The 22,844-nt window shown below is 62.8% G+C and carries 22 protein-coding genes and 1 tRNA gene; 11 read left to right on the top strand and 12 right to left on the bottom strand.

The features are described from left to right. The first annotated feature begins 10 nt into the window (after positions 1-10). Positions 11-709, top strand: a complete 699-nt coding sequence (locus DMX11_RS16595; protein WP_110745490.1) for an SDR family oxidoreductase — start codon at positions 11-13, stop codon at positions 707-709. Positions 710-772: 63 nt separating this feature from the next. On the opposite strand, the gene DMX11_RS16590 is transcribed toward DMX11_RS16595, so the two are convergent. The 6 genes from DMX11_RS16590 to hemA all read right to left on the bottom strand — a co-directional run bounded on the left by DMX11_RS16590 (position 773) and on the right by hemA (position 6,119). After that, the gene (locus DMX11_RS16590) at positions 773-1,291 is read right to left on the bottom strand and encodes an acyloxyacyl hydrolase (protein WP_110745489.1); all 519 of its coding nucleotides are present in this window, start codon (positions 1,289-1,291) and stop codon (positions 773-775) included. A 102-nt stretch (positions 1,292-1,393) separates the two neighbouring features. Further along, positions 1,394-2,191: a glutamate racemase gene (murI, locus tag DMX11_RS16585; protein WP_110745488.1), complete on the bottom strand. Its 798-nt coding sequence runs from the start codon at positions 2,189-2,191 to the stop codon at positions 1,394-1,396. After that, positions 2,184-2,939, bottom strand: coding sequence for a molybdopterin-synthase adenylyltransferase MoeB (locus DMX11_RS16580; RefSeq protein WP_110745487.1), 756 nt, complete (start codon positions 2,937-2,939; stop codon positions 2,184-2,186). Before DMX11_RS16580 ends, murI begins: the two co-directional genes overlap by 8 nt. Beyond that, the gene (gene prmC / locus DMX11_RS16575) at positions 2,933-3,763 is read right to left on the bottom strand and encodes a peptide chain release factor N(5)-glutamine methyltransferase (RefSeq protein WP_110745486.1); all 831 of its coding nucleotides are present in this window, start codon (positions 3,761-3,763) and stop codon (positions 2,933-2,935) included. Before prmC ends, DMX11_RS16580 begins: the two co-directional genes overlap by 7 nt. Then, entirely contained in the window at positions 3,763-4,845 is a 1,083-nt protein-coding gene (gene prfA, locus DMX11_RS16570) for a peptide chain release factor 1 (RefSeq protein WP_110745485.1), read from the bottom strand. Before prfA ends, prmC begins: the two co-directional genes overlap by 1 nt. Continuing rightward, positions 4,842-6,119, bottom strand: a complete 1,278-nt coding sequence (gene hemA / locus DMX11_RS16565; RefSeq protein ID WP_110745484.1) for a glutamyl-tRNA reductase — start codon at positions 6,117-6,119, stop codon at positions 4,842-4,844. Before hemA ends, prfA begins: the two co-directional genes overlap by 4 nt. 573 nt (positions 6,120-6,692) lie before the next feature. On the opposite strand from hemA, the gene DMX11_RS16560 reads away from it, so the two are divergent. From DMX11_RS16560 to DMX11_RS16520, 9 genes are all read left to right on the top strand, one after another. Further along, positions 6,693-8,414 (top strand): tetratricopeptide repeat protein, encoded by a 1,722-nt coding sequence (locus DMX11_RS16560; RefSeq protein WP_110745483.1) that lies wholly within the window; start codon positions 6,693-6,695, stop codon positions 8,412-8,414. A 4-nt stretch (positions 8,415-8,418) separates the two neighbouring features. Continuing rightward, positions 8,419-9,036, top strand: a complete 618-nt coding sequence (gene lolB, locus DMX11_RS16555; RefSeq protein WP_012270479.1) for a lipoprotein insertase outer membrane protein LolB — start codon at positions 8,419-8,421, stop codon at positions 9,034-9,036. 4 nt (positions 9,037-9,040) lie between these two features. Continuing rightward, positions 9,041-9,901 carry a 4-(cytidine 5'-diphospho)-2-C-methyl-D-erythritol kinase gene (gene ispE / locus DMX11_RS16550; RefSeq protein WP_110745482.1) on the top strand — a complete coding sequence of 287 codons (861 nt, stop codon included), beginning with the start codon at positions 9,041-9,043 and terminating at the stop codon, positions 9,899-9,901. 21 nt (positions 9,902-9,922) lie between these two features. Continuing rightward, positions 9,923-9,997: transfer RNA gene (locus tag DMX11_RS16545), tRNA-Gln, on the top strand. 48 nt (positions 9,998-10,045) lie between these two features. Then, on the top strand, positions 10,046-10,987 hold the full coding sequence (locus DMX11_RS16540) for a ribose-phosphate pyrophosphokinase (protein ID WP_003247410.1): 942 nt from the start codon (positions 10,046-10,048) through the stop codon (positions 10,985-10,987). A gap of 120 nt (positions 10,988-11,107) precedes the next feature. Beyond that, the gene (locus DMX11_RS16535) at positions 11,108-11,707 is read left to right on the top strand and encodes a 50S ribosomal protein L25/general stress protein Ctc (protein ID WP_110745481.1); all 600 of its coding nucleotides are present in this window, start codon (positions 11,108-11,110) and stop codon (positions 11,705-11,707) included. A gap of 81 nt (positions 11,708-11,788) precedes the next feature. Beyond that, positions 11,789-12,373, top strand: a complete 585-nt coding sequence (gene pth / locus DMX11_RS16530; protein WP_009686183.1) for an aminoacyl-tRNA hydrolase — start codon at positions 11,789-11,791, stop codon at positions 12,371-12,373. A 24-nt stretch (positions 12,374-12,397) separates the two neighbouring features. Beyond that, complete coding sequence (gene ychF, locus DMX11_RS16525) at positions 12,398-13,498, top strand: redox-regulated ATPase YchF (RefSeq protein ID WP_110745480.1); 1,101 nt, start codon at positions 12,398-12,400, stop codon at positions 13,496-13,498. 175 nt (positions 13,499-13,673) lie between these two features. Next, a complete protein-coding gene (locus DMX11_RS16520) occupies positions 13,674-15,386 on the top strand; it encodes a SulP family inorganic anion transporter (protein ID WP_110745479.1) in 1,713 nt (570 codons plus the stop codon). 18 nt (positions 15,387-15,404) lie between these two features. Here the strand turns inward: DMX11_RS16520 and DMX11_RS16515 are convergent, their stop codons facing one another. The 6 genes from DMX11_RS16515 to ppk2 are packed head-to-tail and all read right to left on the bottom strand — an operon-like array spanning position 15,405 to position 22,218. Further along, complete coding sequence (locus DMX11_RS16515) at positions 15,405-16,427, bottom strand: DUF2955 domain-containing protein (RefSeq protein WP_110745478.1); 1,023 nt, start codon at positions 16,425-16,427, stop codon at positions 15,405-15,407. Continuing rightward, entirely contained in the window at positions 16,417-17,514 is a 1,098-nt protein-coding gene (locus DMX11_RS16510) for an HlyD family secretion protein (protein ID WP_110745477.1), read from the bottom strand. Before DMX11_RS16510 ends, DMX11_RS16515 begins: the two co-directional genes overlap by 11 nt. Beyond that, positions 17,511-19,025: an efflux transporter outer membrane subunit gene (locus tag DMX11_RS16505; RefSeq protein WP_110745476.1), complete on the bottom strand. Its 1,515-nt coding sequence runs from the start codon at positions 19,023-19,025 to the stop codon at positions 17,511-17,513. The genes DMX11_RS16510 and DMX11_RS16505 overlap by 4 nt, the downstream gene beginning before the upstream one ends. Positions 19,026-19,028: 3 nt before the next feature. Beyond that, complete coding sequence (locus tag DMX11_RS16500) at positions 19,029-20,126, bottom strand: AI-2E family transporter (RefSeq protein WP_110745475.1); 1,098 nt, start codon at positions 20,124-20,126, stop codon at positions 19,029-19,031. 40 nt (positions 20,127-20,166) lie between these two features. Then, on the bottom strand, positions 20,167-21,363 hold the full coding sequence (locus tag DMX11_RS16495) for a monovalent cation:proton antiporter-2 (CPA2) family protein (RefSeq protein ID WP_110745474.1): 1,197 nt from the start codon (positions 21,361-21,363) through the stop codon (positions 20,167-20,169). Between the two features lie 36 nt (positions 21,364-21,399). After that, the gene (gene ppk2, locus DMX11_RS16490) at positions 21,400-22,218 is read right to left on the bottom strand and encodes a polyphosphate kinase 2 (RefSeq protein WP_110745473.1); all 819 of its coding nucleotides are present in this window, start codon (positions 22,216-22,218) and stop codon (positions 21,400-21,402) included. Between the two features lie 204 nt (positions 22,219-22,422). Between ppk2 and DMX11_RS16485 the strand changes: the two genes are divergently transcribed. Further along, positions 22,423-22,812: a nuclear transport factor 2 family protein gene (locus DMX11_RS16485; RefSeq protein WP_110745472.1), complete on the top strand. Its 390-nt coding sequence runs from the start codon at positions 22,423-22,425 to the stop codon at positions 22,810-22,812. Positions 22,813-22,844 lie beyond the last annotated feature (32 nt).

The following is a 22,844-nucleotide window of genomic DNA, read 5'->3' as shown; positions in this document are numbered from 1 at the left end:
GGATAACGTCTTGATTAACTCGCGCAGTTTCTGGGTTACAGGCGCAAGCAACGGACTTGGCTTGGCTTTGGTGGAGCGGATGCTCGATGAAGGGCATCGCGTTGCCGCAAGTGGCAAGGACAGCGCTGTGCTGGAAGCGTTGCGGGCACGTTACGGCAGCCAATTGTTGCAGGTGCCGTGGGGGTTGCATGATGAGCAACAAGTCACCGATGCGTGCCAACAAATTTGCCATGCCTGGTGCTCGCTGGACGGGCTGATCATCAACACCGGCACCAGCGATTACTTGCCAGACAATGTGGGTGACAGCGAGTTGATTGAAACGATCGTCACTACCAACCAACTAGCCGCTGAGCATTGCCTGAGCAAAGCGCTGCCGTTGTTGGCAAAGGGGCAGTCGCCGCAAGTGATGGCGCTTTTCAACCGTTATTCGGCGCTGCAGCTGTTTGCGCCGACGCAGGTGACCGCAGGCTGGAACACCTTGCCGCAATGGATGCGTGAGCAGCGCAAGGCCCTTGAGCAGCAAGGGGTAGCCCTGACTATCGTTGGGCCACAATCGCTGAAGGTAACGGTGACGTCCGCACAGGCGATACCAGAGGAGTGGACACCCGGCAGTGCTGCAGAAGAGTTATTGCGGCGGTGGCCTCAGGCAGAACCGGAACTGGTCCTGGAGACTCTGGAACTCAGCAGCCTGTGGCCGCTGACGCGCTAGTACCTGAAATCAGCATTACCGCCTTCGCGGGCCTTGCCCGCGAAGCGGTGAATGCAAGTGGACTCAGAGCGCCATTCGGTAATGCAGGCTGTAGCTTTCTACACCATCATTGGGCTCTTTGATGCCGGCGTTCGAATAGTGAATTGCCCGCACCCCAATCTCATGCCCGCCGGCAAAGCGCAAACCAAAGCCGATGCGGTCCTCGAACTGGAATGCCGAACCCAGCTCGTTGCTTTCCAGCTCGGTGCTGGAGAACGCCGCCACCCCGATCCCCGCCTCGATATAAGGCTTGACCGACTCACCGGCAAATTCATAGACGAACACTGGCGCGAAAGACAGACTGTGATTGCTCGCGGTCTCGTCGCCATCCCAGTAGGTGTATGCCCCATCCCAATAGCCGGTCAGCCGACCAACGCTGGTCTGCCACCAGCTAGCGTCCCAGTTCGATTGCAGCCCTAACCGGTAGACCATGGTCGAGTCGCCGGTTTGCCCCACCGAAAACGAAACATCGGCAGCTTGTGCCGACACCGCTTGCCCCCAAATAAAGGCAGCAGCCGCTGCCAAGCCCAGCAGTTTCCTCATAAGAAACATCCTTCCTGATGCTGTTGTTAGTGTCCGCCTCATCTCAGGCAAGCGGTAGAAAGCAGAAGTGGAACGATAGTTCAGCCTTTTTTCACGTTTTTTTCACAACGCAAAGCTTTGCACATCGTCGGACTTATGCCACAGCACAGGTAGGATTCTTCTTAAGGTTTCTGGGTCAGCGCTTGTCCAGAAACGTGCAGCGCCGGCCGGGCCTTCAGCCAACAGGTCATTGGCACCCAGCAGCCGTCGCAACTGACGCGCCACGGCCGCGCCGGTGTCGATCACGGCTACATGATCCGGCACCATGCCAGCCAGCAGTGGGCGAAGGAAAGGGTAATGGGTGCAGCCGAGGATAAGCGTATCGCAGCCTGCTGCCAGCAGCGGCTGCACGTAACCTTGCAGCAATTGGCGCAACGCCGGGCTTGTAAGGTCACCGGTTTCGATCAACTCGACCAACCCGGGGCAAGGCTGGGTAATAACCTGCACGTCGTTGGCGAAACGATCGAGCAAGGCCGCGAACTTGGCACTCTGCAGGGTACCGGTGGTAGCCAGCACACCCACCACACCCGAGCGCGTGGCGGCCGCTGCCGGCTTCACGGCCGGCTCCATGCCCACCAAAGGCCAGCCCGGATACAACTCTCGCAGGTCGGCCACTGCCGCCACCGTGGCGGTGTTGCAGGCCAACACCATGGCCTTTGCGCCTTGCTCATGGAAGAACCCGGCAATGTGCCGGCAGCGCTCGCGGATGTAGTCCGGCGACTTCTCACCGTAGGGTATATGCCCGCAATCGGCCACATACAGCAACGTCTCGTTGGGCAGCAGGCGCTGGATCTCGGCGAGCACGGACAACCCGCCGACCCCCGAGTCCATCACGCCGACCGGCGCCGAGCGCTCAGCCATCGCGTTTGCCACAGACAGCACAAGCCGGGTCGCGCTTGACGCGCAGCTCGCGGATACGGGTGCCAAGGGCATCGATCAACAACAAACGGCCGACCAACGGCTCGCCAAAGCCCGCCAGCAACTTCATTGCCTCGAGCGCCTGCAAGCTGCCTACCAGGCCCACCAGAGGGCCGATAACCCCAGCTTCGCTGCACGTCAGCTCAGCTTCGCTGCCATGCCCGTACAGGCAGTGGTAGCAAGGGCTATAGTCGCGCCGAGGGTCGAATACCGACAGTTGCCCTTCCAGGCGGATTGCCGCACCGCTGACCAGCGGCTTGGCGGCAGCGACACACGCGGCGTTGACCGCCTCGCGGGTGGCGAAGTTATCGGAGCAATCCAGCACCAGGTCGACCGCTGCCACCGTGGCGGCCAACGAGTCTTCGTCCAAAGCCTGGCGGTGGGCGACCAGGCTGATTTCCGGGTTGATCGCCTGCAGACGTTGCAGCGCCGAGTCGACCTTGCTCATGCCGACGCTGGCACTGTCGTGGATCACTTGGCGTTGCAGGTTGGTGAGGTCGACGGTGTCGAAGTCGGCCAGGTGCAGTTCCCCTACACCAGCAGCAGCCAGGTACAAGGCAACCGGCGAGCCCAGGCCCCCCAGCCCGACGATCAGCGCCTTGCTTTGCTTGAGCCGCAACTGGCCGTCGATGTCGATCTGCGCCAGCAGTACCTGGCGGCTGTAACGCAGCAGTTCCTCATCACTTAGCATGGCAGGCGCCCCAAGGTAATGCGTTCATGGCCGCCCAGGTCGGTACGACTGGCGACCTCGACAAAGCCTTGCTCAGCCAGCAAGGCGCGGACGGCAGCAGCCTGATCGTAGCCGTGCTCCAGCAGCAACCAGCCCCCCGGCAACAGATGCGCCGGGGCCTGGGCGGCGATCACACGCAGGTCGTCCAGGCCATCGGCACCGGCCACCAGGGCGCTGCTGGGCTCGAAGCGTACATCGCCAGCCACCAGATGCGGGTCTGCTGCGGCAATGTAAGGCGGGTTACTGACGATGAGGTCGAAACGCTCACCGACCAAGCTGTCGAACCAGTGGCTGACGCGTACCTGGGCGTTGTTCAGGCCTAGACGCTGGCGATTGCGCTCGGCCAGGGCTGCGGCTTCCTCCACCCGGTCGACCGCAGTCACCTGCCAGGCCGGCCGGTCGCTGGCCAGAGCCAGAGCGATAGCACCGGTGCCGGTGCCCAGGTCAAGAACCTTGGCTGGCGAGGCGGCTTGCAGTTCCAGGGCAGTCTCGACAAGCAGCTCGGTATCCGGCCGCGGGATCAGGGTATGCGGCGCGACTTCCAGATCGATCTTCCAGAAGCCCTGCTGGCCAAGGATATAAGCCACTGGCTCACCACCCCGACGGCGCTGCAGGTAGCCGGCGTAGGTCTCGGCATCTTCGCTGCTGACAATCCGCTCGGGCCAGGTGTGCAGATAGCTGCGCGACTTGCCGATGGCCGCGGCCAGCAGCAGTTCGGCGTCCAGGCGCTCGGTAGGCGATTCGGGCAGCTGCGCGTTGCGCAGCAGGCTGGCGATGATGGTCATCAGTCCCCCAGGGCGGCCAGTTGATCAGCCTGGTATTCGGCCAGCAACGGTTCGATCACCGCCTCTACGCCACCGCTGAGGATGTCGTCCAGCGAGTACAAGGTCAGGTTGATACGGTGATCGGTCACCCGCCCCTGTGGGTAATTGTAGGTACGGATGCGTTCGGAGCGGTCACCGGAACCCACCAGCAGCTTGCGCTCGCTGGCAATGGCGTTCTGTGCGGCGCTGGTCTGCATGTCGTTCAGCTTGGCCGATAACCACGACATGGCACGGGCACGGTTCTTGTGCTGGGAACGTTCTTCCTGGCACTCCACCACGATACCGGTGGGCAAGTGGGTGATGCGGATTGCCGAGTCGGTCTTGTTGACGTGCTGGCCACCGGCACCGGATGCGCGATAGGTGTCGACGCGCAGGTCGGCCGGGTTGATCTCGATAGCTGCCTGTTCGTCCGGCTCGGGCAGTACCGCCACGGTGCAGGCAGACGTATGGACACGGCCTTGGGATTCGGTTTCCGGCACGCGCTGCACGCGATGGGCGCCGGACTCGAACTTGAGCTTGCCATACACGTTCTCGCCCTCGACGCGGGCGATGATTTCCTTGTAGCCGCCGTGCTCGCCCTCGTTCTCGGACAGGATTTCCAGGCGCCAGCCACGTTTTTCGGCATAACGCGAATACATGCGGAACAGGTCGCCGGAGAAGATCGCCGCCTCGTCGCCACCGGTACCGGCACGGATTTCGAGGAACACGTTACGGCCGTCGTTGGGGTCCTTGGGCAGCAGCATGCGCTGCAGCTGCGCCTCCAGCGTCAGCAGTTGCTCCTTGGCTTCACGCACTTCTTCCACGGCCATTTCGCGCAGGTCCGGGTCACTGTCCTTGAGCAGCGCCTGGGCGCCTTCGAGGTCGTCCTGGACTTTGCGCCACGCTTTATAAGCAGCGTAGACCGGCTCGACCTCGGCGTATTCGCGGGAATACGCGCGAAAGCGCGTCTGGTCGGAAATGACCTCGGCATCACCGAGCAGTGCGGTGAGTTCTTCGAAGCGGTCCTGGAGAATTTCCAGTTTGTTCAGCAGCGACGCTTTCATTGCGGGGATTTGTCCGTCGAGCCCTCGTTGAGGGCAAAGAGTTCCTGGGCCATGGCCAGCGCATCGACGCGCCCCTCAGCCGAGAGCTTTTTCAACTGCACGCTGGGCGCATGCAGGAGTTTGTTGGTCAGGCCCCGGGCCAGTTGGGCCAACACGTCTTCGGGGTTGCCGCCGTTGGCCAGCAGGCGCTGGGCCTTTTGCAGTTCTTCGTCGCGCAGGCGCTCGCTTTGCTGGCGATAGGCCTTGAGCACATCCACCGCAGCCAGCTCGCGCAGGCGCAGCATGAAGTCTTCAGCGCCTACTGTAACCAGTTCTTCGGCGGCCTGGGCCGCGCCCTGGCGGCTCTTGAGATTTTCTGCCACCACGTCGTGCAGGTCGTCGACGGTGTACAGGTAAACGTCGTCCAGTTCGCCGACTTCAGGTTCGATATCGCGGGGGACGGCGATGTCGACCATGAAAATCGGCTTGTGCCGGCGTTGCTTCAGCGCGCTCTCGACCGCGCCCTTGCCGAGGATCGGCAACTGGCTGGCGGTAGAGCTGATGACGATGTCGCTATTGGCCAGTTCCTGGGGGATGTCGGCCAGCAGTACGGCATGCGCGCCGAACTGCTCGGCGAGGGTGCTGGCGCGCTCGAGGGTGCGGTTGGCGACGACGATGCGGCGCACGCCTTGCTCATGCAGGTGGCGGGCGACCAGGGTAATGGTTTCGCCGGCGCCGATCAGCAGGGCCTGGCTGCGGCCGAGGTCGGCGAAGATCTGCTTGGCCAGGCTGACGGCGGCAAATGCCACCGACACCGGGTTTTCGCCGATGGCGGTGTCGGTGCGCACCTGTTTGGCGGCGCTGAAGGTGGCCTGGAACAGGCGCCCGAGCAACGGCCCGACGGTACCCGCTTCGCGGGCCACGGCGTAGGCGGACTTCATCTGGCCGAGGATCTGCGGCTCGCCGAGTACCAGCGAGTCGAGGCCCGAGGCCACGCGCATCATGTGCTTCACGGCATCGTGTTCTTCATGCACGTAGGCACTGGCGCGCAGCTCGTCGAGGCTGAGGCGGTGGTAATCGGCCAGCCATTGCAGCACGGCGTCGGCGGACAGGTGGTCCTGCTCTATATAGAGCTCACTGCGGTTGCAAGTCGACAGGATCGCCGCTTCGCGGCTGGACGTCAGTCGGCAGAGCTGCTGCAGGGCGTCTACCAGCTGCTCTGGGGTAAACGCCACGCGCTCGCGTACGTCTACCGAGGCAGTCTTATGGTTGATACCAAGTGCAAGAAAGGCCATGCAAGGTCGCTGGTTGTGACGGGAAGCCGATAATTGTCCTCTTTCGCAGGTTTTAGGACAACCACCGTTCGCTATTGCGCTGATAGCCCTGCGGCTATCGCCGCCTCCAGCTGAGGCCCGAGGCAGATTTCAGCCTTCGATCTAGCTTTTGATCTAGCTTTTGATCTTGATCTTCGCGACTTCAGGAGGCCGAACGCAGGCATTGCGGAGGCAGGTGACGGGCATGGATGCCCGTCAAGCGCTGAGGCCCCAGGATGGGGCCTTGGCGCGGTCCTGCCGGGAGCGAGGCCGGAGTGAGGCCTCCTGAAGTCGCAATCTGCGTCGCCTGAACTATCGCGCGCTTAGAAGCAGAAGCAGAAGCAGAAGCAGAAGCAGAAGCAGCAGCAGCAGCAGCAGCAGCAGCATGAGAGCGAGCACGAGCGCTGGGCATCATGGCAAGCCTGAGGCGAACCCTGCGCGGGCAGCGCGGTCTGCATATGCTGAGCGTATGCTTCATACCTTCGCAGGTGGGTTTGCCACCGCGCTTGTGTCATCATGCTCCGACCGCCGGTGAGTCCTCCTAATAAGCCTTCTATGAACAAACCATACGCATTGCTGCTTGCCTTCGCCCTGCTCCAGGGCTGCCAGAGCCTGGCCCCGCAAAAGGCCGAGCCTCCCGTCGCCGAAGCTGGCAAGGCAGAGGCGGAAAAGCCCGTGGTGTATGGTTCGTTCAAGCAGGACACACTCTATAGCCTGTTGGTGGCAGAGCTGGCCGGCCAGCGCAACCGTTTCGACATAGCCCTGGCCAACTACACCGACCAGGCGGCAAAAACCCAGGACCCCGGGATTTCCGAACGGGCCTACCGCATTGCCGAATACCTGGGCGCCGACGAGCCGTCGCTGGACAATGCCCTGGTCTGGGCGCGCAACGACCCGCAGAACCTCGACGCCCAGCGTGCCGCCGCCATCCAGCTGGCCCGCGCCGGCCGCTATGACGATTCCATGGCCTATATGGAAAAGGTTCTGCAAGGCCAGGGCGATACCCATTTCGATTTCCTCGCCCTGTCAGCCGCCGAAACCGACCAAAGCACCCGCGACGGCCTGCTGCAAAGCTTCGAGCGGCTGCTGGCGAAATACCCGGATAACGGCCAGCTGGTCTTCGGCAAGGCCCTGCTGCTGAACCAGGACGGCAAGGCCGAGGAAGCCCTGGAACTGCTCGAGTCGCACCCCGCGCAGAACGGCGAAATCGCCCCGGTCCTGCTGCGCGCCCGCCTGCTCCAGGCCCTGGACCGTGGTCCGGAGGCCCTGCCATTGCTGCGCGGGGCCATTCGTGACAACCCGGACGACAAGCGCCTGCGCCTGACCTACGCGCGCACCCTCGTCGAGCAGGACCGCATCGCCGACGCGAAAGGCGAGTTCCTCAGCCTGGTCCAGCAGTACCCGGACGATGACGAGCTGCGCTACTCGCTAGCCCTGGTATGCCTGGAGAACAAGGACTGGGATGAAGCTGAAGGCTATCTGCAGGAGCTGGTCGAACGCGATAGCAACGTTGACGCCGCCCACCTCAACCTGGGGCGCATCCGCGAAGAACGCCACGACCCCGCCGGCGCCTTGCGCGAATACGCCCTGGTGGGCCCCGGCCCCGACTACCTGCCGGCGCAGCTGCGCCAGGCTGACATCCTGATCGCCAACGGCCGCGCCAGCGAGGCTTCGCGCCTGCTCGCCGAAGCCCGCGAAGCGCAACCGGACTACGCCATCCAGCTGTACCTGATCGAATCGGAAAGCTACAGCAACAACAACAAGGATGCCCAGGCCAGCCAAGTGCTCCAGCAAGCCATCCAGCGCTACCCCGACGACCTCAACTTGCTCTATACCCGCGCCATGCTGGCCGAGAAACGCGACGACTTGGCGCAGATGGAAAAAGACCTGCGCGCCATCATCGCCCGCGAGCCGGAAAACGCCATGGCCCTGAACGCCTTGGGCTACACCCTGGCCGACCGCACCACCCGCTACGCCGAAGCCCAGTCGCTGATCGACAAGGCCCACCAGCTGACGCCGGACGACCCGGCAGTGCTCGACAGCCTGGGTTGGGTCAACTACCGCCAGGGCAACCTCGACGCCGCCGAAACCTACCTGCGCCTGGCCTTTGCCAACTTCCCCGACCATGAAGTGGCTGCCCACCTGGGCGAAGTACTGTGGGCCAACGGCAAGCGCCGCGAAGCCCGCCAGGTCTGGGCCAAAGGCTTCGAAGCCCAGCCCGACAGCCCCATCCTGCGCAAGACCATCCTGCGCCTGACCGGATCCGAGACCCTTTAACGCCATGTTCCTGCGCCATTGCATCACCTTCACCCTGATCGCCCTGCTGGCCGGCTGTGCCGGCTTCGGTAGCCGCGAGGCCCTGCAGGGCCACGGCGACCCGCAGCAGTGGCGCGCCCACAAAGAGCAGCTGAGCAGCCTCGATGGCTGGCAGATCAACGGCAAGGTCGGCATCCGCGCCCCGCGCGATTCCGGCAGCGGCACGCTGTTCTGGCTGCAGCGTCAGGACTATTACGACATTCGCCTGGCAGGCCCGCTGGGCCGTGGCGCCGCACGCCTGACCGGCCGCCCGGGTGGCGTGGTGCTGGAAGTGGCCAACCAGGGCCGCTACGAAGCCACCAGCCCGGAAGCCCTGCTGGAAGAACAACTGGGCTGGCAGCTGCCGGTGTCGCACCTGGTCTGGTGGGTACGCGGCCTGCCCGCCCCCGACAGCAAGAGCAAGCTGACCCTGGATGGCGACAGCCGCCTGGCCAGCCTCGACCAGGATGGCTGGCAGGTGCAATACCTGAGCTACACCGAACAGAACGGCTACTGGTTGCCCGAGCGCCTGAAGCTGCACGGCAAGGACCTGGACGTGACCCTGGTGGTCAAGGACTGGCAGCCGCGCCAGCTGGGGCATTGATCGCATGCAAAAGCTCACCCTGCCCGCCCCGGCCAAGCTCAACCTGTGGCTGCACATCATCGGCCGCCGCGCAGATGGCTACCACGAACTGGAAACGGTATTTCAGTTTCTGGACCATGGCGACGAACTGAGTTTCGCCCTGCGTGACGATGGCGTGATTCGCCTGCACACCGAGATCGCTGCGGTACCGCACGACAGCAACCTGATCGTGCGCGCCGCGCGCGCGCTGCAGGAACAGTCCGGTACCACCTTGGGCGCCGACATCTGGCTGACCAAGGTACTGCCCATGGGCGGTGGCATCGGTGGCGGCAGCTCGGATGCCGCCACCACCCTGCTGGCCCTCGCCCACCTGTGGCAACTGGACTGGGACGAAGACCGCCTGGCCGCACTGGGGCTGAGCCTGGGTGCCGATGTGCCGGTGTTCGTACGCGGCCACGCCGCGTTCGCCCAGGGTGTGGGCGAGCAACTGACCCCGGTCGACCCGGAGGAACCCTGGTATGTCGTGCTGGTGCCGCAAGTGTCTGTCAGCACAGTAGAAATTTTTTCACATCCACAGTTGACACGTGATTCTCTCCCCCTTAAGATGCGCCCCGTTCCCGAGGGAAACAGTCGAAATGACTGCCAACCGGTGGTAGAGCAGAATTACCCAGAAGTTCGCAATGCGTTGAATTCACTGGGAAAATTCACTGAGGCTCGGCTAACCGGCACTGGAAGTTGTGTGTTTGGGGCCTTCCCAAGCAAAGCCGAAGCTGATAAAGTTCTGGCCCTTCTTTCAGCGACCCAAACAGGGTTTGTGGCGAAAGGAAGCAATGTTTCGATGTTGCATCGCAAGCTGCAAAGTCTGGTCAAGAAGTCGAGCGCATAAGCGTTCGCAAGCAACAGATACAGGGGCGTCGCCAAGCGGTAAGGCAGCAGGTTTTGATCCTGCCATGCGTTGGTTCGAATCCAGCCGCCCCTGCCATTTTCCTTATACTCATCCAGGTATACCCTCAGCCTTCAGGTACTGCGCGTGTCCAAGATGATGGTCTTTACGGGGAACGCTAACCCCGATCTGGCTCGGCGTGTCGTACGTCAGCTGCATATCCCTCTCGGTGACGTCTCTGTCGGTAAATTCTCCGATGGTGAGATCAGTACTGAGATCAATGAAAATGTTCGCGGTAAAGACGTTTTCATTATTCAGCCGACCTGTGCCCCGACCAACGATAACCTGATGGAACTGGTAGTGATGGCCGACGCCTTCCGCCGCTCCTCAGCATCCCGAATCACCGCCGTGATTCCTTACTTCGGATATGCCCGCCAGGACCGCCGTCCGCGTTCGGCACGTGTAGCCATCAGCGCCAAAGTCGTTGCTGACATGCTCACTGTCGTAGGTATCGACCGTGTACTTACCGTCGACCTGCACGCTGACCAAATCCAAGGCTTCTTCGATATCCCCGTCGACAACATCTACGGCTCGCCCGTACTGGTTGACGACATCGAAGACCAGCGTTTCGAGAACCTGATGATCGTCTCCCCGGACATCGGTGGTGTTGTGCGCGCACGCGCCGTCGCCAAGTCCCTGGGCGTCGATCTGGGTATCATCGACAAACGCCGTGAGAAGGCAAACCACTCCGAGGTCATGCACATCATCGGCGACGTCGAAGGGCGCACCTGCATCCTGGTAGACGACATGGTCGACACCGCCGGCACTCTGTGCCACGCGGCCAAAGCCCTGAAAGAACACGGCGCTGCCAAGGTTTACGCCTACTGCACGCACCCTGTCCTGTCGGGCCGCGCGATCGAGAACATCGAGAAGTCGGTGCTGGACGAGTTGGTGGTGACAAACACCGTTCCGCTGTCCGCCGCTGCTCAAGCCTGTGACCGTATCCGCCAGCTGGATATCGCACCGGTTGTCGCTGAAGCGGTACGCCGCATCAGCAACGAAGAATCGATCAGCGCGATGTTCCGCTAAGCGGAACACGTGTTGATGTGAAGCGCCCCGCCCCAACCTGTGTTGGGGCGGGGCTTTTTTGCCATCCCCGTCTGGCGCTGGTCGCAAACGCCATTCGGGAGGCTATTTTGGAGAAGCAAAATGACTGATTTCATCCTGAACGCCCAAGCGCGTACTGACCTGGGGAAAGGTGCGAGCCGCCGCCTGCGTCACGCCGCCAGCATCCCTGCCGTAGTTTACGGTGGCGATAAAGAAGCCCAATCCCTGACCATCGTGGCCAAGGAAATCGCCAAGCTGTTCGAAAACGAAGCTGCCTTCAGCCACGTTATCGAACTGAACGTCGACGGCGCCAAGCAGAACGTCGTGGTCAAGGCCATGCAGCGTCACCCAGCCAAAGGCTTCATCATGCACGCCGACTTCGTTCGCGTCGTAGCTGGCCAGAAGCTGACTGCTGTTGTTCCAGTGCACTTCATCAACGAAGAAGCACCGGTCAAGAAAGGCGGCGAGATCTCGCACGTTGAATCGCAGATCGAAGTTTCCTGCGAAGCCAAAGACCTGCCAGAGTTCATCGAAGTCGACCTGGCCAACGCTGAAATCGGCACCATCATCCACCTGTCGGACCTGAAAGCTCCGAAAGGCGTAGAGTTCGTAGCTCTGGCCCACGGTGATGACAAAGCTGTTGCCAACGTTCACGCTCCGCGCGTTGCCGCTGAAGCTGCTGACGAAGGCGCTGCCGAGTAATCCACTCGCACGCCGGTGTTGATCGGGTTACAGTGCGCGCCGCGCCCTGTAACCCACCAACTCCAAGGAAGAGCCCCTGACGTGACCGCCATCCAGTTGATCGTTGGCCTGGGTAACCCCGGCCCCGAATACGAACAGACCCGGCATAACGCAGGGGCTCTTTTCGTTGAACGCATTGCCAGCGCCCAGCGTGTATCGCTGACCGCTGACAAAAAATATTTCGGCCTGACGGCTAAGTTCAGCCATCAGGGCAACGACGTTCGTTTGTTGATCCCCACCACCTACATGAACCGTAGCGGTCAGGCCGTAGCGGCATTGGCCAATTTCTTCCGCATCAAGCCGGAAGCGATCCTGGTGGCGCACGACGAACTCGACCTGCCTCCGGGCGTTGCCAAGCTCAAGCGCGGCGGCGGCCATGGGGGGCACAACGGCCTGCGCGACATCATCGCGCAGCTCGGCAACCAGAACGACTTCCACCGCCTGCGGCTTGGCATCGGCCACCCGGGTGACGCCAAACTGGTCTCCAACTTCGTCCTGGGCCGCGCGCCGCGCGCCGAGCAGGAGAAGCTCGACGCCAGCATCGATTTTGCCCTCGGCGTGCTGCCGGACGTGCTTGCCGGCGATTTTGCCAAGGCGATGCGCGAGCTGCACAGCCAGAAGGCCTGATTTCCTTTAGAGAGGGGAATACCCATGGGTTTCAATTGCGGCATCGTCGGCCTGCCCAACGTCGGCAAGTCCACCCTGTTCAACGCCTTGACCAAGTCTGGCATCGCGGCGGAGAACTTCCCTTTCTGCACCATCGAGCCGAACAGCGGGATCGTGCCGATGCCCGATGCGCGTCTGGCTGCGCTGGCTGAAATCGTCAAGCCGAACCGCATCCTGCCGACCACCATGGAGTTCGTCGACATCGCCGGCCTGGTTGCCGGTGCCTCGAAAGGCGAAGGCCTGGGCAACAAGTTCCTCGCCAACATCCGCGAAACCGACGCTATTGCCCACGTTGTGCGCTGCTTCGAAGACGAGAACGTGATCCACGTTTCCAACAGCGTCGACCCCAAGCGTGACATCGAGATCATCGACCTCGAACTGATCTTCGCCGACCTCGACAGCTGCGAAAAGCAACTGCAGAAGGTAGCGCGCAACGCCAAGGGTGGCGACAAGGATGCCCTGGCGCAGAAGGCCATTCTGGAAAAGCTGATCCCGCACTTCACCGAAGGCAAGCCTGCGCGCAGCCTGATGAAGAACATGGCTGAGGACGAAAAGGCCCTGATCCGTGGCTTCCACCTGCTGACCAGCAAGCCGGTGATGTACATCGCCAACGTCGCTGAAGACGGCTTCGACAACAACCCGCACCTGGACGTGGTCAAGGCCATTGCCGAGGAAGAAGGCGCGGTCGTGGTGCCGGTGTGCAACAAGATCGAAGCAGAAATCGCCGAGCTGGATGACGGTGAAGAGAAAGACATGTTCCTGGAGGCCCTGGGCCTTGAAGAGCCTGGCCTGAACCGCGTGATCCGCGCCGGTTACGAGCTGCTGAACCTGCAGACCTACTTCACTGCCGGCGTGCAGGAAGTCCGCGCCTGGACCGTGCGGGTCGGTGCCACCGCGCCACAGGCGGCGGGTGTGATTCACACTGACTTCGAAAAAGGCTTCATCCGCGCTGAAGTGGTGGCCTATGACGACTTCATCCAGTTCAAGGGTGAAAGCGGTGCCAAGGAAGCCGGTAAGTGGCGTCTGGAAGGCAAGGACTACATCGTCAAAGACGGTGATGTGATGCACTTCCGCTTCAACGTCTAAGCGGTAGCCTGCAGCACCCACAAACCCCTTGAGGCTTGCGCTTCAAGGGGTTTTGTTTTGCCCAGACACAAGCACCCTGTGCAGGAGCGGCGTGTGTAGCGATGGGCCGCAACGCGGCGCCCGCCTTCAGCATCTAAGCTGAGGTTCAGCGCCCTTCCCGCCCCGAGCCGACACCATGCCCCCACCCACTCGTTTCGACTGGCAACGCTGGTTACCCGGCTTGGTCACCTTGCTCCACTACAAAGCTGCCTGGCTGCCCAAGGACATCGCCGCCGGCCTGGTGCTCACCACCATGCTGGTGCCTGTGGGCATCGCCTACGCCGAGGCTTCCGGCGTCCCCGGCATCTATGGCCTGTACGCCACCATCATCCCCCTGCTGGCCTATGCCCTGTTTGGTCCCAGCCGCATCCTGGTGCTGGGCCCGGACTCGGCGCTGGCCGCGCCGATCCTGGCGGTGGTGGTGCAGTACGCCGCCAGCGACCCGCAGCGGGCTATCGCCATCGCCAGTATGATGGCACTGGTCGCCGGGGGGTTCTGTGTGATTGCCGGGCTGCTGCGCCTGGGCTTTATCACCGAGTTGCTGTCCAAGCCCATCCGCTATGGATACATGAACGGCATCGCCCTGACCGTATTGATCAGCCAGCTGCCCAAGCTGTTCGGCATCAAAGTCGACAGCGAAGGGCCCTTGCGCGACCTTTGGTACTTGGGCCAGGCGCTGTTTGCCGGCCAAGGGCACTGGCCAAGCTTCATCGTGGGTGCCGGTAGCCTGGCGCTGATCCTGTTGCTCAAACCGTTCAAGCGCCTGCCCGGCATACTGATCGCCGTGGTACTGGCGACGCTGGCAGTGAGCCTGTTCAAGCTCGATCAAATGGGCGTCAAGGTACTCGGGCAATTGCCCCAGGGCCTGCCAAGCTTCGTCTTCCCCTGGGTGAGCGACATTGACCTGGTCGAGGTGCTACTGGGCGGTATTGCCGTGGCGCTGGTGTCGTTCGCCGACACCAGTGTGCTGTCACGCTCCTACGCCGCGCGCCTCAAGATGCCGGTGAACCCCAACCAGGAAATGTTCGGCCTGGGCGTGGCCAACCTGGCCTCGGGGCTGTTCCAGGGCATTCCGATCAGCAGCAGTTCATCGCGCACCCCAGTGGCCGAAGCCGCCGGCTCGCAGACCCAGCTCACCGGCATCATCGGCGCGCTGGCGGTAACCCTGTTGCTGCTGGTTGCGCCCAATCTGATGCAACACCTGCCCAACAGTGCTTTGGCTGCCGTAGTGATTGCTGCTGCCCTGGGGTTGTTCGAAATTGCCGACCTCAAGCGTATCTTCCGCATGCAGCAGTGGGAATTCTGGCTGTCGTTCACCTGCTTTGTCGGTGTGGCGGTGTTCGGCGCCATTCCCGGTATCTGCATTGCCGTGGCGATTTCGGTGATCGAGTTCCTGTGGGACGGCTGGCGGCCGCACCACGCGGTGCTCGGCCGGGCGGATGGGCTGCGCGGCTACCATGACGTGCAGCGTTATCCACAGGCCCGGCGTATTCCAGGGCTGGTGCTGCTGCGCTGGGACGCGCCGTTGTTCTTTGCCAACGCCGAGCAGTTCCAGCACACCGTGATGGCGGCGGTAGACGCGTCGCCAACGCCGGTACAGCGAGTGGTCATTGCCGCTGAGCCGGTGACCAGCATCGATATCACTTCGGCGGACATGCTGGCCGAACTGGACCGGGCACTGGAGGCGCGGGGGGTAGAGTTGCAGTTCGCCGAAATGAAGGACCCGGTGAAGGACAAGATGCGGCAGTTCGAGTTGTTCGAGCACATGGGGGAGAAGGCCTTTCACCCGACCGTGGGCGCAGCGGTGGATGCCTATCTGGAAGACAGTGGGGTTGACTGGCAGCCCTGATTTTCCAGGGGAGCGGCGTTAACCGCGAAGAAGCCCGCGCCGACTCCGAATCCGGTCAATCCAGATCAACATGGCGCTGGCGTACACCGACACCGCCAGAAACAGCGCCATACGCACCGCGAACGCCTTGTACACATCCTGCCCACCTGCACTGTCCTGCACCGATTGCCCCAGCAAGATCAGCATGGTCGTCAGGCAACTGACCCAGTACGCCGGGCTCTGCCGATTCGGCACGGCCTGGTACAGCCGCCGCGCCTGCCAAAGGGCGAACAGCAGCACCCACAGGAAGAACATCCACAGGTGCACGAACAGGCTCAACGCCCCCCACAGCAGTATCGCCAACACGCCAGCAAGCAAGGTTGAGCCGATCAGTTCCCGGCTGGCGTGCCGCGCACGGGTTTCGCCGGCCTGCTGCCCTACGCTGACTGCTTTCATGATCAGCGGCATGTACTGGTCCGGGGCGATCAGCGCCAGCAGAAAGGCCGGCATCACGATCAGCGTGGCACGCAGCGCTACCCAGCTGACATGCTCGCTGCCCAGCAGCGGCGGCACCGGTTGTGCTGGCGCGTCGCCGGGCTCGGGGAACATCATGTGCGCCACTGATGTGCCCAGCACTGCCAGCAGCATGCCTTTGGCCAGCGCTTCGACCACCGACAGTGCCAGGGTGAAGTCACTGGTGCCGGCAGCGGCGATCATGGTCAGGCCGATCACCAGCAGGTTGGCCAGCAGGCCGTTGCCGCCCTTCAGTGCATAGCGCAAGGTCAGGAAAACACCCACCCCGACCAGTAACACCCCGGCCAACGGCGCATGGCGCAACAGCGGAATCAGCAGCAACCCGCTGCCGCAAGCGAGCAGCACCAGTAGCGCCAGGGCCGGTGCCGCACGCAGGGGTAATGGCTGGCTGCGCATGGCCAGCAACAGCACCGCGAACACCGGCGCAAGGATCGGCACCGGCAAGCCGATGGCAAAGCTCACGGCCAGGCACAGTGATACGCCCAAGGCCAGGCGCAGTGCCCGCAGGCGGCGCCATTCAATAGGCATACGACAGCCAGCTCATCAGCCACATGAACAACCGGCCTAGCAGGTTCAGTGGGTTGCCTTCGCTGGGCAGGGCCATGACCTCGGCCTGACCACCGACCCGCAGCATGGTCTTGTCCTGAAGCTGGTCGCGCTGCAGTTCCACAATCACTGGGAAGCGCTGCGCCGAACGCAGCCACTCGCGGCTGTTCTGCACGGTCGGCAACGTACCCGGCGGGGTGCTCTGGCCCACGCTCACGCCGTAGCCAATGCTGCGTATGCGCCCCTTCAACACAGTGCCGGGCAACGCGTCGAGCACCACCAGCACCGGGGTGTCGGGGCGCAGCCGGCCGAGGTTGTTCTCGGTCATGTCGGCACTTATCCACACATCATGGATACTGATCAGGGTCATCATCGGGCTACCTGCGCCGACATAGTGGCCAACGTCGGTGCGCAGGTCGGTGATCAGCCCGTTCGCGTCAGCGCGCACCACGGTACGGGCAAGGTCCAGGCGGGCCTTTTGCACATTGGCCGCGGCACTGCGCAGCTGGGCGTTGTCATCCGGTGCCCCACCCTGCTGCTCGCGGGCGCGCTCCACTTCGGCACGGGCTGCCGCCACTTGGCTGATAGCCTGGTCCCGGGTCGCCTGGGCGCCTTCCAGACGGCGAACCGACACGGTACCCGGGTCTTCGTCAATTAGTCGTTTGAGGCGCTCGGCGTCTTGGCGCGCCTTGCGTTCGTTGGCCTGGGCGGCCACCAGCGCTGCCTGGGCCGAATCGATGCCGGCGGTACTGGCGCCGATTTGCCGGCGCACGGTATCGAGGTCGGCTTCGGCACGGGCCAAGGCAATGCGGTACTGCTCCGGATCGAGTTCGAACAGCACATCGCCCTGGCGCACCTCCTGGTTGTTGCCTACCGCGACACGCTTGATCTGCCCGGCCACTTCGGCTGTCACCGGGACCACGTAAGCCTGCAGGCGAGCTTGCTGGGTATACGGGGTATAGCGGTCAGCCAGCAAGTACCAGAGCAGGCTGACCGCAATCAGCAGCAACACCCAGCGCATGCCGCGATCCGGGGCTGACGGGGGCGGCGTTGGCGTGGCGTCGCTCATTCGGTTTCACCTTGTGCATGCGCAGTGGGGGCTGGCTCGTCGAGCAACTCGCCCCAGTCGGTGCGTTGCTGCATTCGCTGGCGGGTGGCCGGGTCGATCGGCGCGCGTCTGGCGTCCCAACCACCCCCCAGGGCCTTGTACAAAGTCACCAGGCTGCTGACCGCGTTGCCACGGCTGACCAGGTAACCGTCTTGCTGCTGCAACAGCAGTTGTTGGGCGTCGAGCACGCGCTGGAAATCGGCGAAGCCTTCGCGGTACTGCGAACTGGCCAGGTTCAGCGAGCGTTGCGCAGCCTGGGAGGCCTGGTCGCGAATGGCTGCACTCTGCAGCGAGCGCACCAGCCCGCTGGCGGCATCGTCGGCCTCACGGGCAGCTTCGCGCACGCCCTGCTGGTACAACTCGATCAGTTGCTGCAAGCGGGCATCTTCCACGCGAACGGTGTTCTTGCGCCGGCCATAGTCGAACGGGTTCCAGATCAGGCTTGGGCCAGCCGCCAGGTCGAAGGTGTCGGGCAGATGATTGGCCGATAAAAAGGTCCAGCCGATACTGCCAAGCAAGCTCAGCTGTGGATAAAGATCGGCCTCGGCCACCCCGACCAGCGCCGACTGCGCCGCCACTGCCTGCTCGGCGGCGCGGATGTCCGGGCGGCGCTGCAGCAGGCTGGCAGGTACATCCTGCAACACTGCCCGATCCGGCAAGGGCAGCTGGCCATGGCCGGCGTCCAGCTGCGGCAGCGGCCCAGGCGGGCGGCCGAGCAGCGAGCACAGCACGTTGCGCAGGGCGTTGAGCTGGTTCTCGAACTCGGGGATGGTCGCCTGGGTCGCCAGATATTGAGTGCGCGCCTGCTGCCAGTCGAGTTCGTCATTTTCGCCGTGGCGGAACAGCCGCTCGGTGATCTCCAGGCTACGCGCCTGGCGCTTGGCGTTCTCTTGGGCGATAGCCAGCCGAGCTTCGGCGGTACGCAGAGCAAAGTAGGTGTCGGCCACTTGCGCACGCAGCAACACCATGGCGTCGGCGTAATTGGCCTGGGAGGCAAAGTAGACAGCGTCGGCACTTTCGATGGCGCGACTGAAGCGGCCCCAGAAATCGATTTCCCAGCCGATGTCGAAACCGACGCTGGATTGCCAGAACACCGAATCACGGGCGGTGGAGGTACCTGACTGGTCCTGCTTCAGATACAGGCTCTGCGCACTCAGTTGCTGCAGCTGTGGATAACGCCCGGTCTGCACGATCGCCAACTGGGCGCGAGCCTCCGCGATGCGCAGGCCCGCCACGCGCAGGTTGGTGTTGTTGGCGTCGGCCTCGGCAATTAGCGCGTCCAGCATCGGGTCGGCAAACATCCCCCACCACGCGCGCATGTCAGGGGTGGCGGCGCTACGCCCTGCCTGCTCCAGCAAAGGTGTGCTCCAGCCGTCCAGCCACGGCGCCTGGGGCGTTTCGAAATCCGGGCCGACCTGGGTGCAACCAGCCAGTAGCATCAGTAACCCCAGGCCATGGCAGCAGTTGGGCATAGCTCAGGCAGCAGGGGGTGCTGGTTGCTCCGGCACCTGCAGCGCAACCCATTGCCAGAACAACACATAGGTCACGCCGAGGATTACCGGGCCAATGAACAAACCGATGATGCCTTTGACCACCATGCCGCCCAGCGCCCCGATCAGTACCACCGGCATTGGTACATCGACCCCGCGCCCCAGCAGCAGCGGCTTGAGCACGTTGTCGGCAAGGCCGGCGACAAAGGTGTAGATGGCAAAAATGATGGTCGCCACCGTGAAGCCTTCGGCGTTGAACACATAGATGATCACCGGCAAGGTCACCAGCGTCGCCGGGGCCTGTGCAATGCCCAGCATGAGGATGACGATGGCCAGCATCCCGGCACCGGGAACCCCTTTGACGATAAAACCAACACCGATCAGCAGCATCTGGATGAAGGCAATGCCGATCACCCCTTGTGCCACCGCGCGAATGGTAGCCGTGCACAGCGTGGCCAAGGGTTTCCCGCGCTCTGCACCTGAAACCCGCATGGCGATACGCTGCGCAGCGATGTCACCTCGTTCACCGAAGGCCATGATGACCCCGGAAATGAGGATCGCGCCGATGAACAGCAGGAAGGCCCCACCGGCGCTGGCCGCAGCGCCCAGCACCGTCAGCCCGGCCCCCCTGATCTGGGGCAGCCATTGGTTCAGCACACTGGCCATGTTTTCGGAGGCCGCCAACCACAACGCATGCACTTTCGGCCCGATCAGTGGCCAGGTCGCCACGGAATCAGGCGGGACCGGCACACTCCAGGCGCCGGTCTTGAGTAGCGTCACCAGGCTGTCCACCGATTCGGCGATGGACATCATCACCAGGTAGACCGGCACCAGCAGCACCACCAGTACCAATAGCACTACCAGCGTCGCCGCATAGCCTTGCTTGAGCCCGGTGCGGCGCTGAATACGGCAATGCAAGGGGTACAGCGTAACCGCCAGGATCACCGCCCACAGCATCAACTCCAGGAACGGCTGAAACACCTGGAAGGCGAAGATCACCAACGCTGCCACCAGACCGGCCTTGATGAGCACATCGAGCAAGCCCCGCGACAGGGCGCTGTCCAGCTTGAAACTCGACTGCATGATTCACCTCCAGATACTCAATGCGCCAGCTAGGCGCAATTCACTGGCCCGTTTCAGGGGATGCCTGCACAGGGCTGTCATCGCGCAGCTGCCGCGCCAGGGCCATCATGACCAAGGGCACCACCGCCATCGACAAGGTGATGGCCAGCACCAGCAGGTCGTGTACCTGTTGTGTGAGCACTTGATGCGCCAGCGCCAGCTTGAACACCACAAAGGCGAACTCGCCCCCCGAGGCCAGCACCACACCCAGGCAAAGCGCCTGGGCCTTGTTGAGCTCGCCCATCGTGCGCCCCAGGCCATACAGCAAGGGCAGCTTGATGGCCACCAGCAGCACGGTCAGGCCCAGCACTATCAGCGGCATGCCAAAAAGCAGACGCAGGTCGGCGCTCATGCCTACACCTACGAAAAACAGCCCCAGTAGCAAGCCTTTGATCGGCTCGATCTGGGTTTCCAGCTCGTGGCGAAAAGGCGACTCGGCCATCAGCACACCGGCCAGAAACGCCCCCAGCGCCATCGACACGCCCACATGCTCCATCAACCAGGCGGTGCCCAGCACCACCAGCAATGCCGTGGCGGTCGATAGCTCAGGCAGGCCCGACCCCACCGTCCACTTGAATACCGGGGTCAGCAGATAGCGGCCGAAAACAATCAGCAGGCCGATACCGACAGCCACGGCCAGCAACGGCCAGGCCCCTTCGTCGGCAGTGCTGACATCGCCACCGAGCAACGGCACCACGGCAATCAAGGGAATGGCGGCAATGTCCTGGAACAGCAGGATGGCCACGGCCAGGCGGCCATGAGGTTTACCCAGGTCCTTGCGCTCGGCCAGTACCTGCAAGCCAAAGGCGGTGGACGACAGCGCCAGGCCCAGGCCCAGCACGATAGCGGCAGGTTTCGATTGATCGAACAGCCAGAATGCCAGTAGCCCGAGCAGCACTGCGGTCAGCCCCACTTGCAAACTGCCGACGCCAAATAGCGCCCGGCGCATGGTCCACAGACGCCGCGGGGAAAGCTCCAGGCCAATCACGAACAACAGCATGACCACGCCCATTTCCGACAGCCGCGCCACGTTGTCCGGGTTGCCCAACAGCCCAAGCACCGACGGGCCAATCAAGATTCCCGCCAAGAGGTATCCCGGCACTGCGCCCATTTTCAGACGCTGCGCCAGCGGCACCAGAAGCACCACAGCCAGAAGAAATACCACCGTCGCCTGCAACAGGCTGCCGTCATGTGGCATGAGCTCGTACCTTCGCAGCTCCCGGGCGGGAGGGGTTCAGAAGCGTTCTTCGACGACCTTGAACGGGTAGGCGACAGCCTTGTACTTGCCGATCTTGCCGCGTTTGGGCAGCTTCACCAGCTGGTCGCGGGTTATGTCCTGGTAGGGAATACGGCTGAGCAGATGGCTGATGATATTCAGCCGGGCGCGACGTTTGTCGTTGGAATGGGCCACGAACCACGGTGCCCATGCGGTATCCGACGCCTGGAACATGTCGTCCCGCGCTTTGGTGTAGTCATCCCAGCGGGTATACGACTTGAGGTCCATCGGCGATAGCTTCCACAGCTTGCGGCCGTCGTTGATGCGATCCTGCAGGCGCCGGGTCTGCTCTTCGGCGCTGACTTCAAGCCAGTACTTGATGAGGATGATCCCCGAATCGACCATCACCCTCTCGAACCCAGGGACACCGGCCAGAAACTTGTCCGCTTGCTCGCCGGAGCAGAAGCCCATCACCCGCTCAACGCCCGCACGGTTGTACCAACTGCGATCGAAGATCACCACTTCACCTGCCGCTGGCAGATGGCCCAGGTAACGCTGCAGGTACATTTGCGTCTTCTCCCGCTCGGTCGGCGCGGGCAGTGCTACCACCCGAAATACCCGCGGGCTGACGCGCTCGGTAATAGCCTTGATGGTGCCGCCCTTGCCGGCGCCATCACGGCCTTCGAAAACAATGCATAGCTTCAGGCCCTTGGCCACCACCCACTCCTGCAGCTTCACCAACTCTACATGCAGGCTCTTGAGCGCTTTTTCGTAGGCCTTGCCGCCCAACTTTTCGGGTTGTTCCTGGGAGGGCTTCTTCCTGGACGGCTTCGACATGACACTCTCCTGAAGGTGAATGAAGCTTCAGTATGGTCGACGAATACCAGTTTGCCGCTTCGCTTGCAGATTGGTGCAGGCACTCTGGCAGGCTTGTCACTTCACAAATTCCTGAACTGATTATTTGCTGCCAGCGATTTTTCCCCCCGGCAAGCGCCACCAGAATCGCTTCACCACAATCACAAAAACCGTGAGGCCACTCCCGTGGACCAGACACTTCAGGTACGGCAAGCCGCCGCCGACCTTGTTGCCGCCTTCGCCAGCAACGATACCGCCCGCTATTTCGCCTGCTTCAGCGAAGACGCCACCTTCCTTTTCCACACCTTGCCGCAACCGCTACTGTCGCGCCGTGCCTACGAAGATCTCTGGGCCCAGTGGCAGGGCGACGGCTTTGCCGTGCTGGCCTGTGAATCGGGTAACGCCCAAGTGAGCCTGCAGGGTGACGTGGCGGTCTTCATGCACGATGTGGCCACGCATATCCGCATTGCCGGTGAAGAACACCAGTTGCGTGAGCGCGAGACCATTGTCTTCCGTCGCCACGGGGACCAGTGGCTCGCCTGCCACGAGCACCTGTCGGTCGTATCACCGGCCTGATCACCTTTATTGCGGCCCTGCCGCCCTGCCAT

It is taken from the genome of Pseudomonas sp. LB-090624, from assembly GCF_003205205.1.
GTDB lineage: Bacteria > Pseudomonadota > Gammaproteobacteria > Pseudomonadales > Pseudomonadaceae > Aquipseudomonas.
Note: the sequence above shows the minus strand (reverse complement) of the source record. Positions and strands in the feature narration are given on the sequence as shown.

Coding starts and splice junctions, on each gene's coding strand:
- DMX11_RS16580 (WP_110745487.1), bottom strand. CDS start 2,939: ATGCTAAGTGATGAGGAACTGCTGCGTTACAGCCGCCAGGTACTGCTG.
- DMX11_RS16590 (WP_110745489.1), bottom strand. CDS start 1,291: ATGAGGAAACTGCTGGGCTTGGCAGCGGCTGCTGCCTTTATTTGGGGG.
- lolB (WP_012270479.1), top strand. CDS start 8,419: ATGTTCCTGCGCCATTGCATCACCTTCACCCTGATCGCCCTGCTGGCC.
- murI (WP_110745488.1), bottom strand. CDS start 2,191: ATGGCTGAGCGCTCGGCGCCGGTCGGCGTGATGGACTCGGGGGTCGGC.
- DMX11_RS16560 (WP_110745483.1), top strand. CDS start 6,693: ATGAACAAACCATACGCATTGCTGCTTGCCTTCGCCCTGCTCCAGGGC.
- DMX11_RS16510 (WP_110745477.1), bottom strand. CDS start 17,514: ATGAGCGACGCCACGCCAACGCCGCCCCCGTCAGCCCCGGATCGCGGC.
- ispE (WP_110745482.1), top strand. CDS start 9,041: ATGCAAAAGCTCACCCTGCCCGCCCCGGCCAAGCTCAACCTGTGGCTG.
- hemA (WP_110745484.1), bottom strand. CDS start 6,119: ATGGCCTTTCTTGCACTTGGTATCAACCATAAGACTGCCTCGGTAGAC.
- ychF (WP_110745480.1), top strand. CDS start 12,398: ATGGGTTTCAATTGCGGCATCGTCGGCCTGCCCAACGTCGGCAAGTCC.
- DMX11_RS16520 (WP_110745479.1), top strand. CDS start 13,674: ATGCCCCCACCCACTCGTTTCGACTGGCAACGCTGGTTACCCGGCTTG.
- ppk2 (WP_110745473.1), bottom strand. CDS start 22,218: ATGTCGAAGCCGTCCAGGAAGAAGCCCTCCCAGGAACAACCCGAAAAG.
- prfA (WP_110745485.1), bottom strand. CDS start 4,845: ATGAAAGCGTCGCTGCTGAACAAACTGGAAATTCTCCAGGACCGCTTC.
- DMX11_RS16500 (WP_110745475.1), bottom strand. CDS start 20,126: ATGCAGTCGAGTTTCAAGCTGGACAGCGCCCTGTCGCGGGGCTTGCTC.
- DMX11_RS16505 (WP_110745476.1), bottom strand. CDS start 19,025: ATGCCCAACTGCTGCCATGGCCTGGGGTTACTGATGCTACTGGCTGGT.
- prmC (WP_110745486.1), bottom strand. CDS start 3,763: ATGACCATCATCGCCAGCCTGCTGCGCAACGCGCAGCTGCCCGAATCG.
- DMX11_RS16515 (WP_110745478.1), bottom strand. CDS start 16,427: ATGCCTATTGAATGGCGCCGCCTGCGGGCACTGCGCCTGGCCTTGGGC.
- DMX11_RS16535 (WP_110745481.1), top strand. CDS start 11,108: ATGACTGATTTCATCCTGAACGCCCAAGCGCGTACTGACCTGGGGAAA.
- DMX11_RS16495 (WP_110745474.1), bottom strand. CDS start 21,363: ATGCCACATGACGGCAGCCTGTTGCAGGCGACGGTGGTATTTCTTCTG.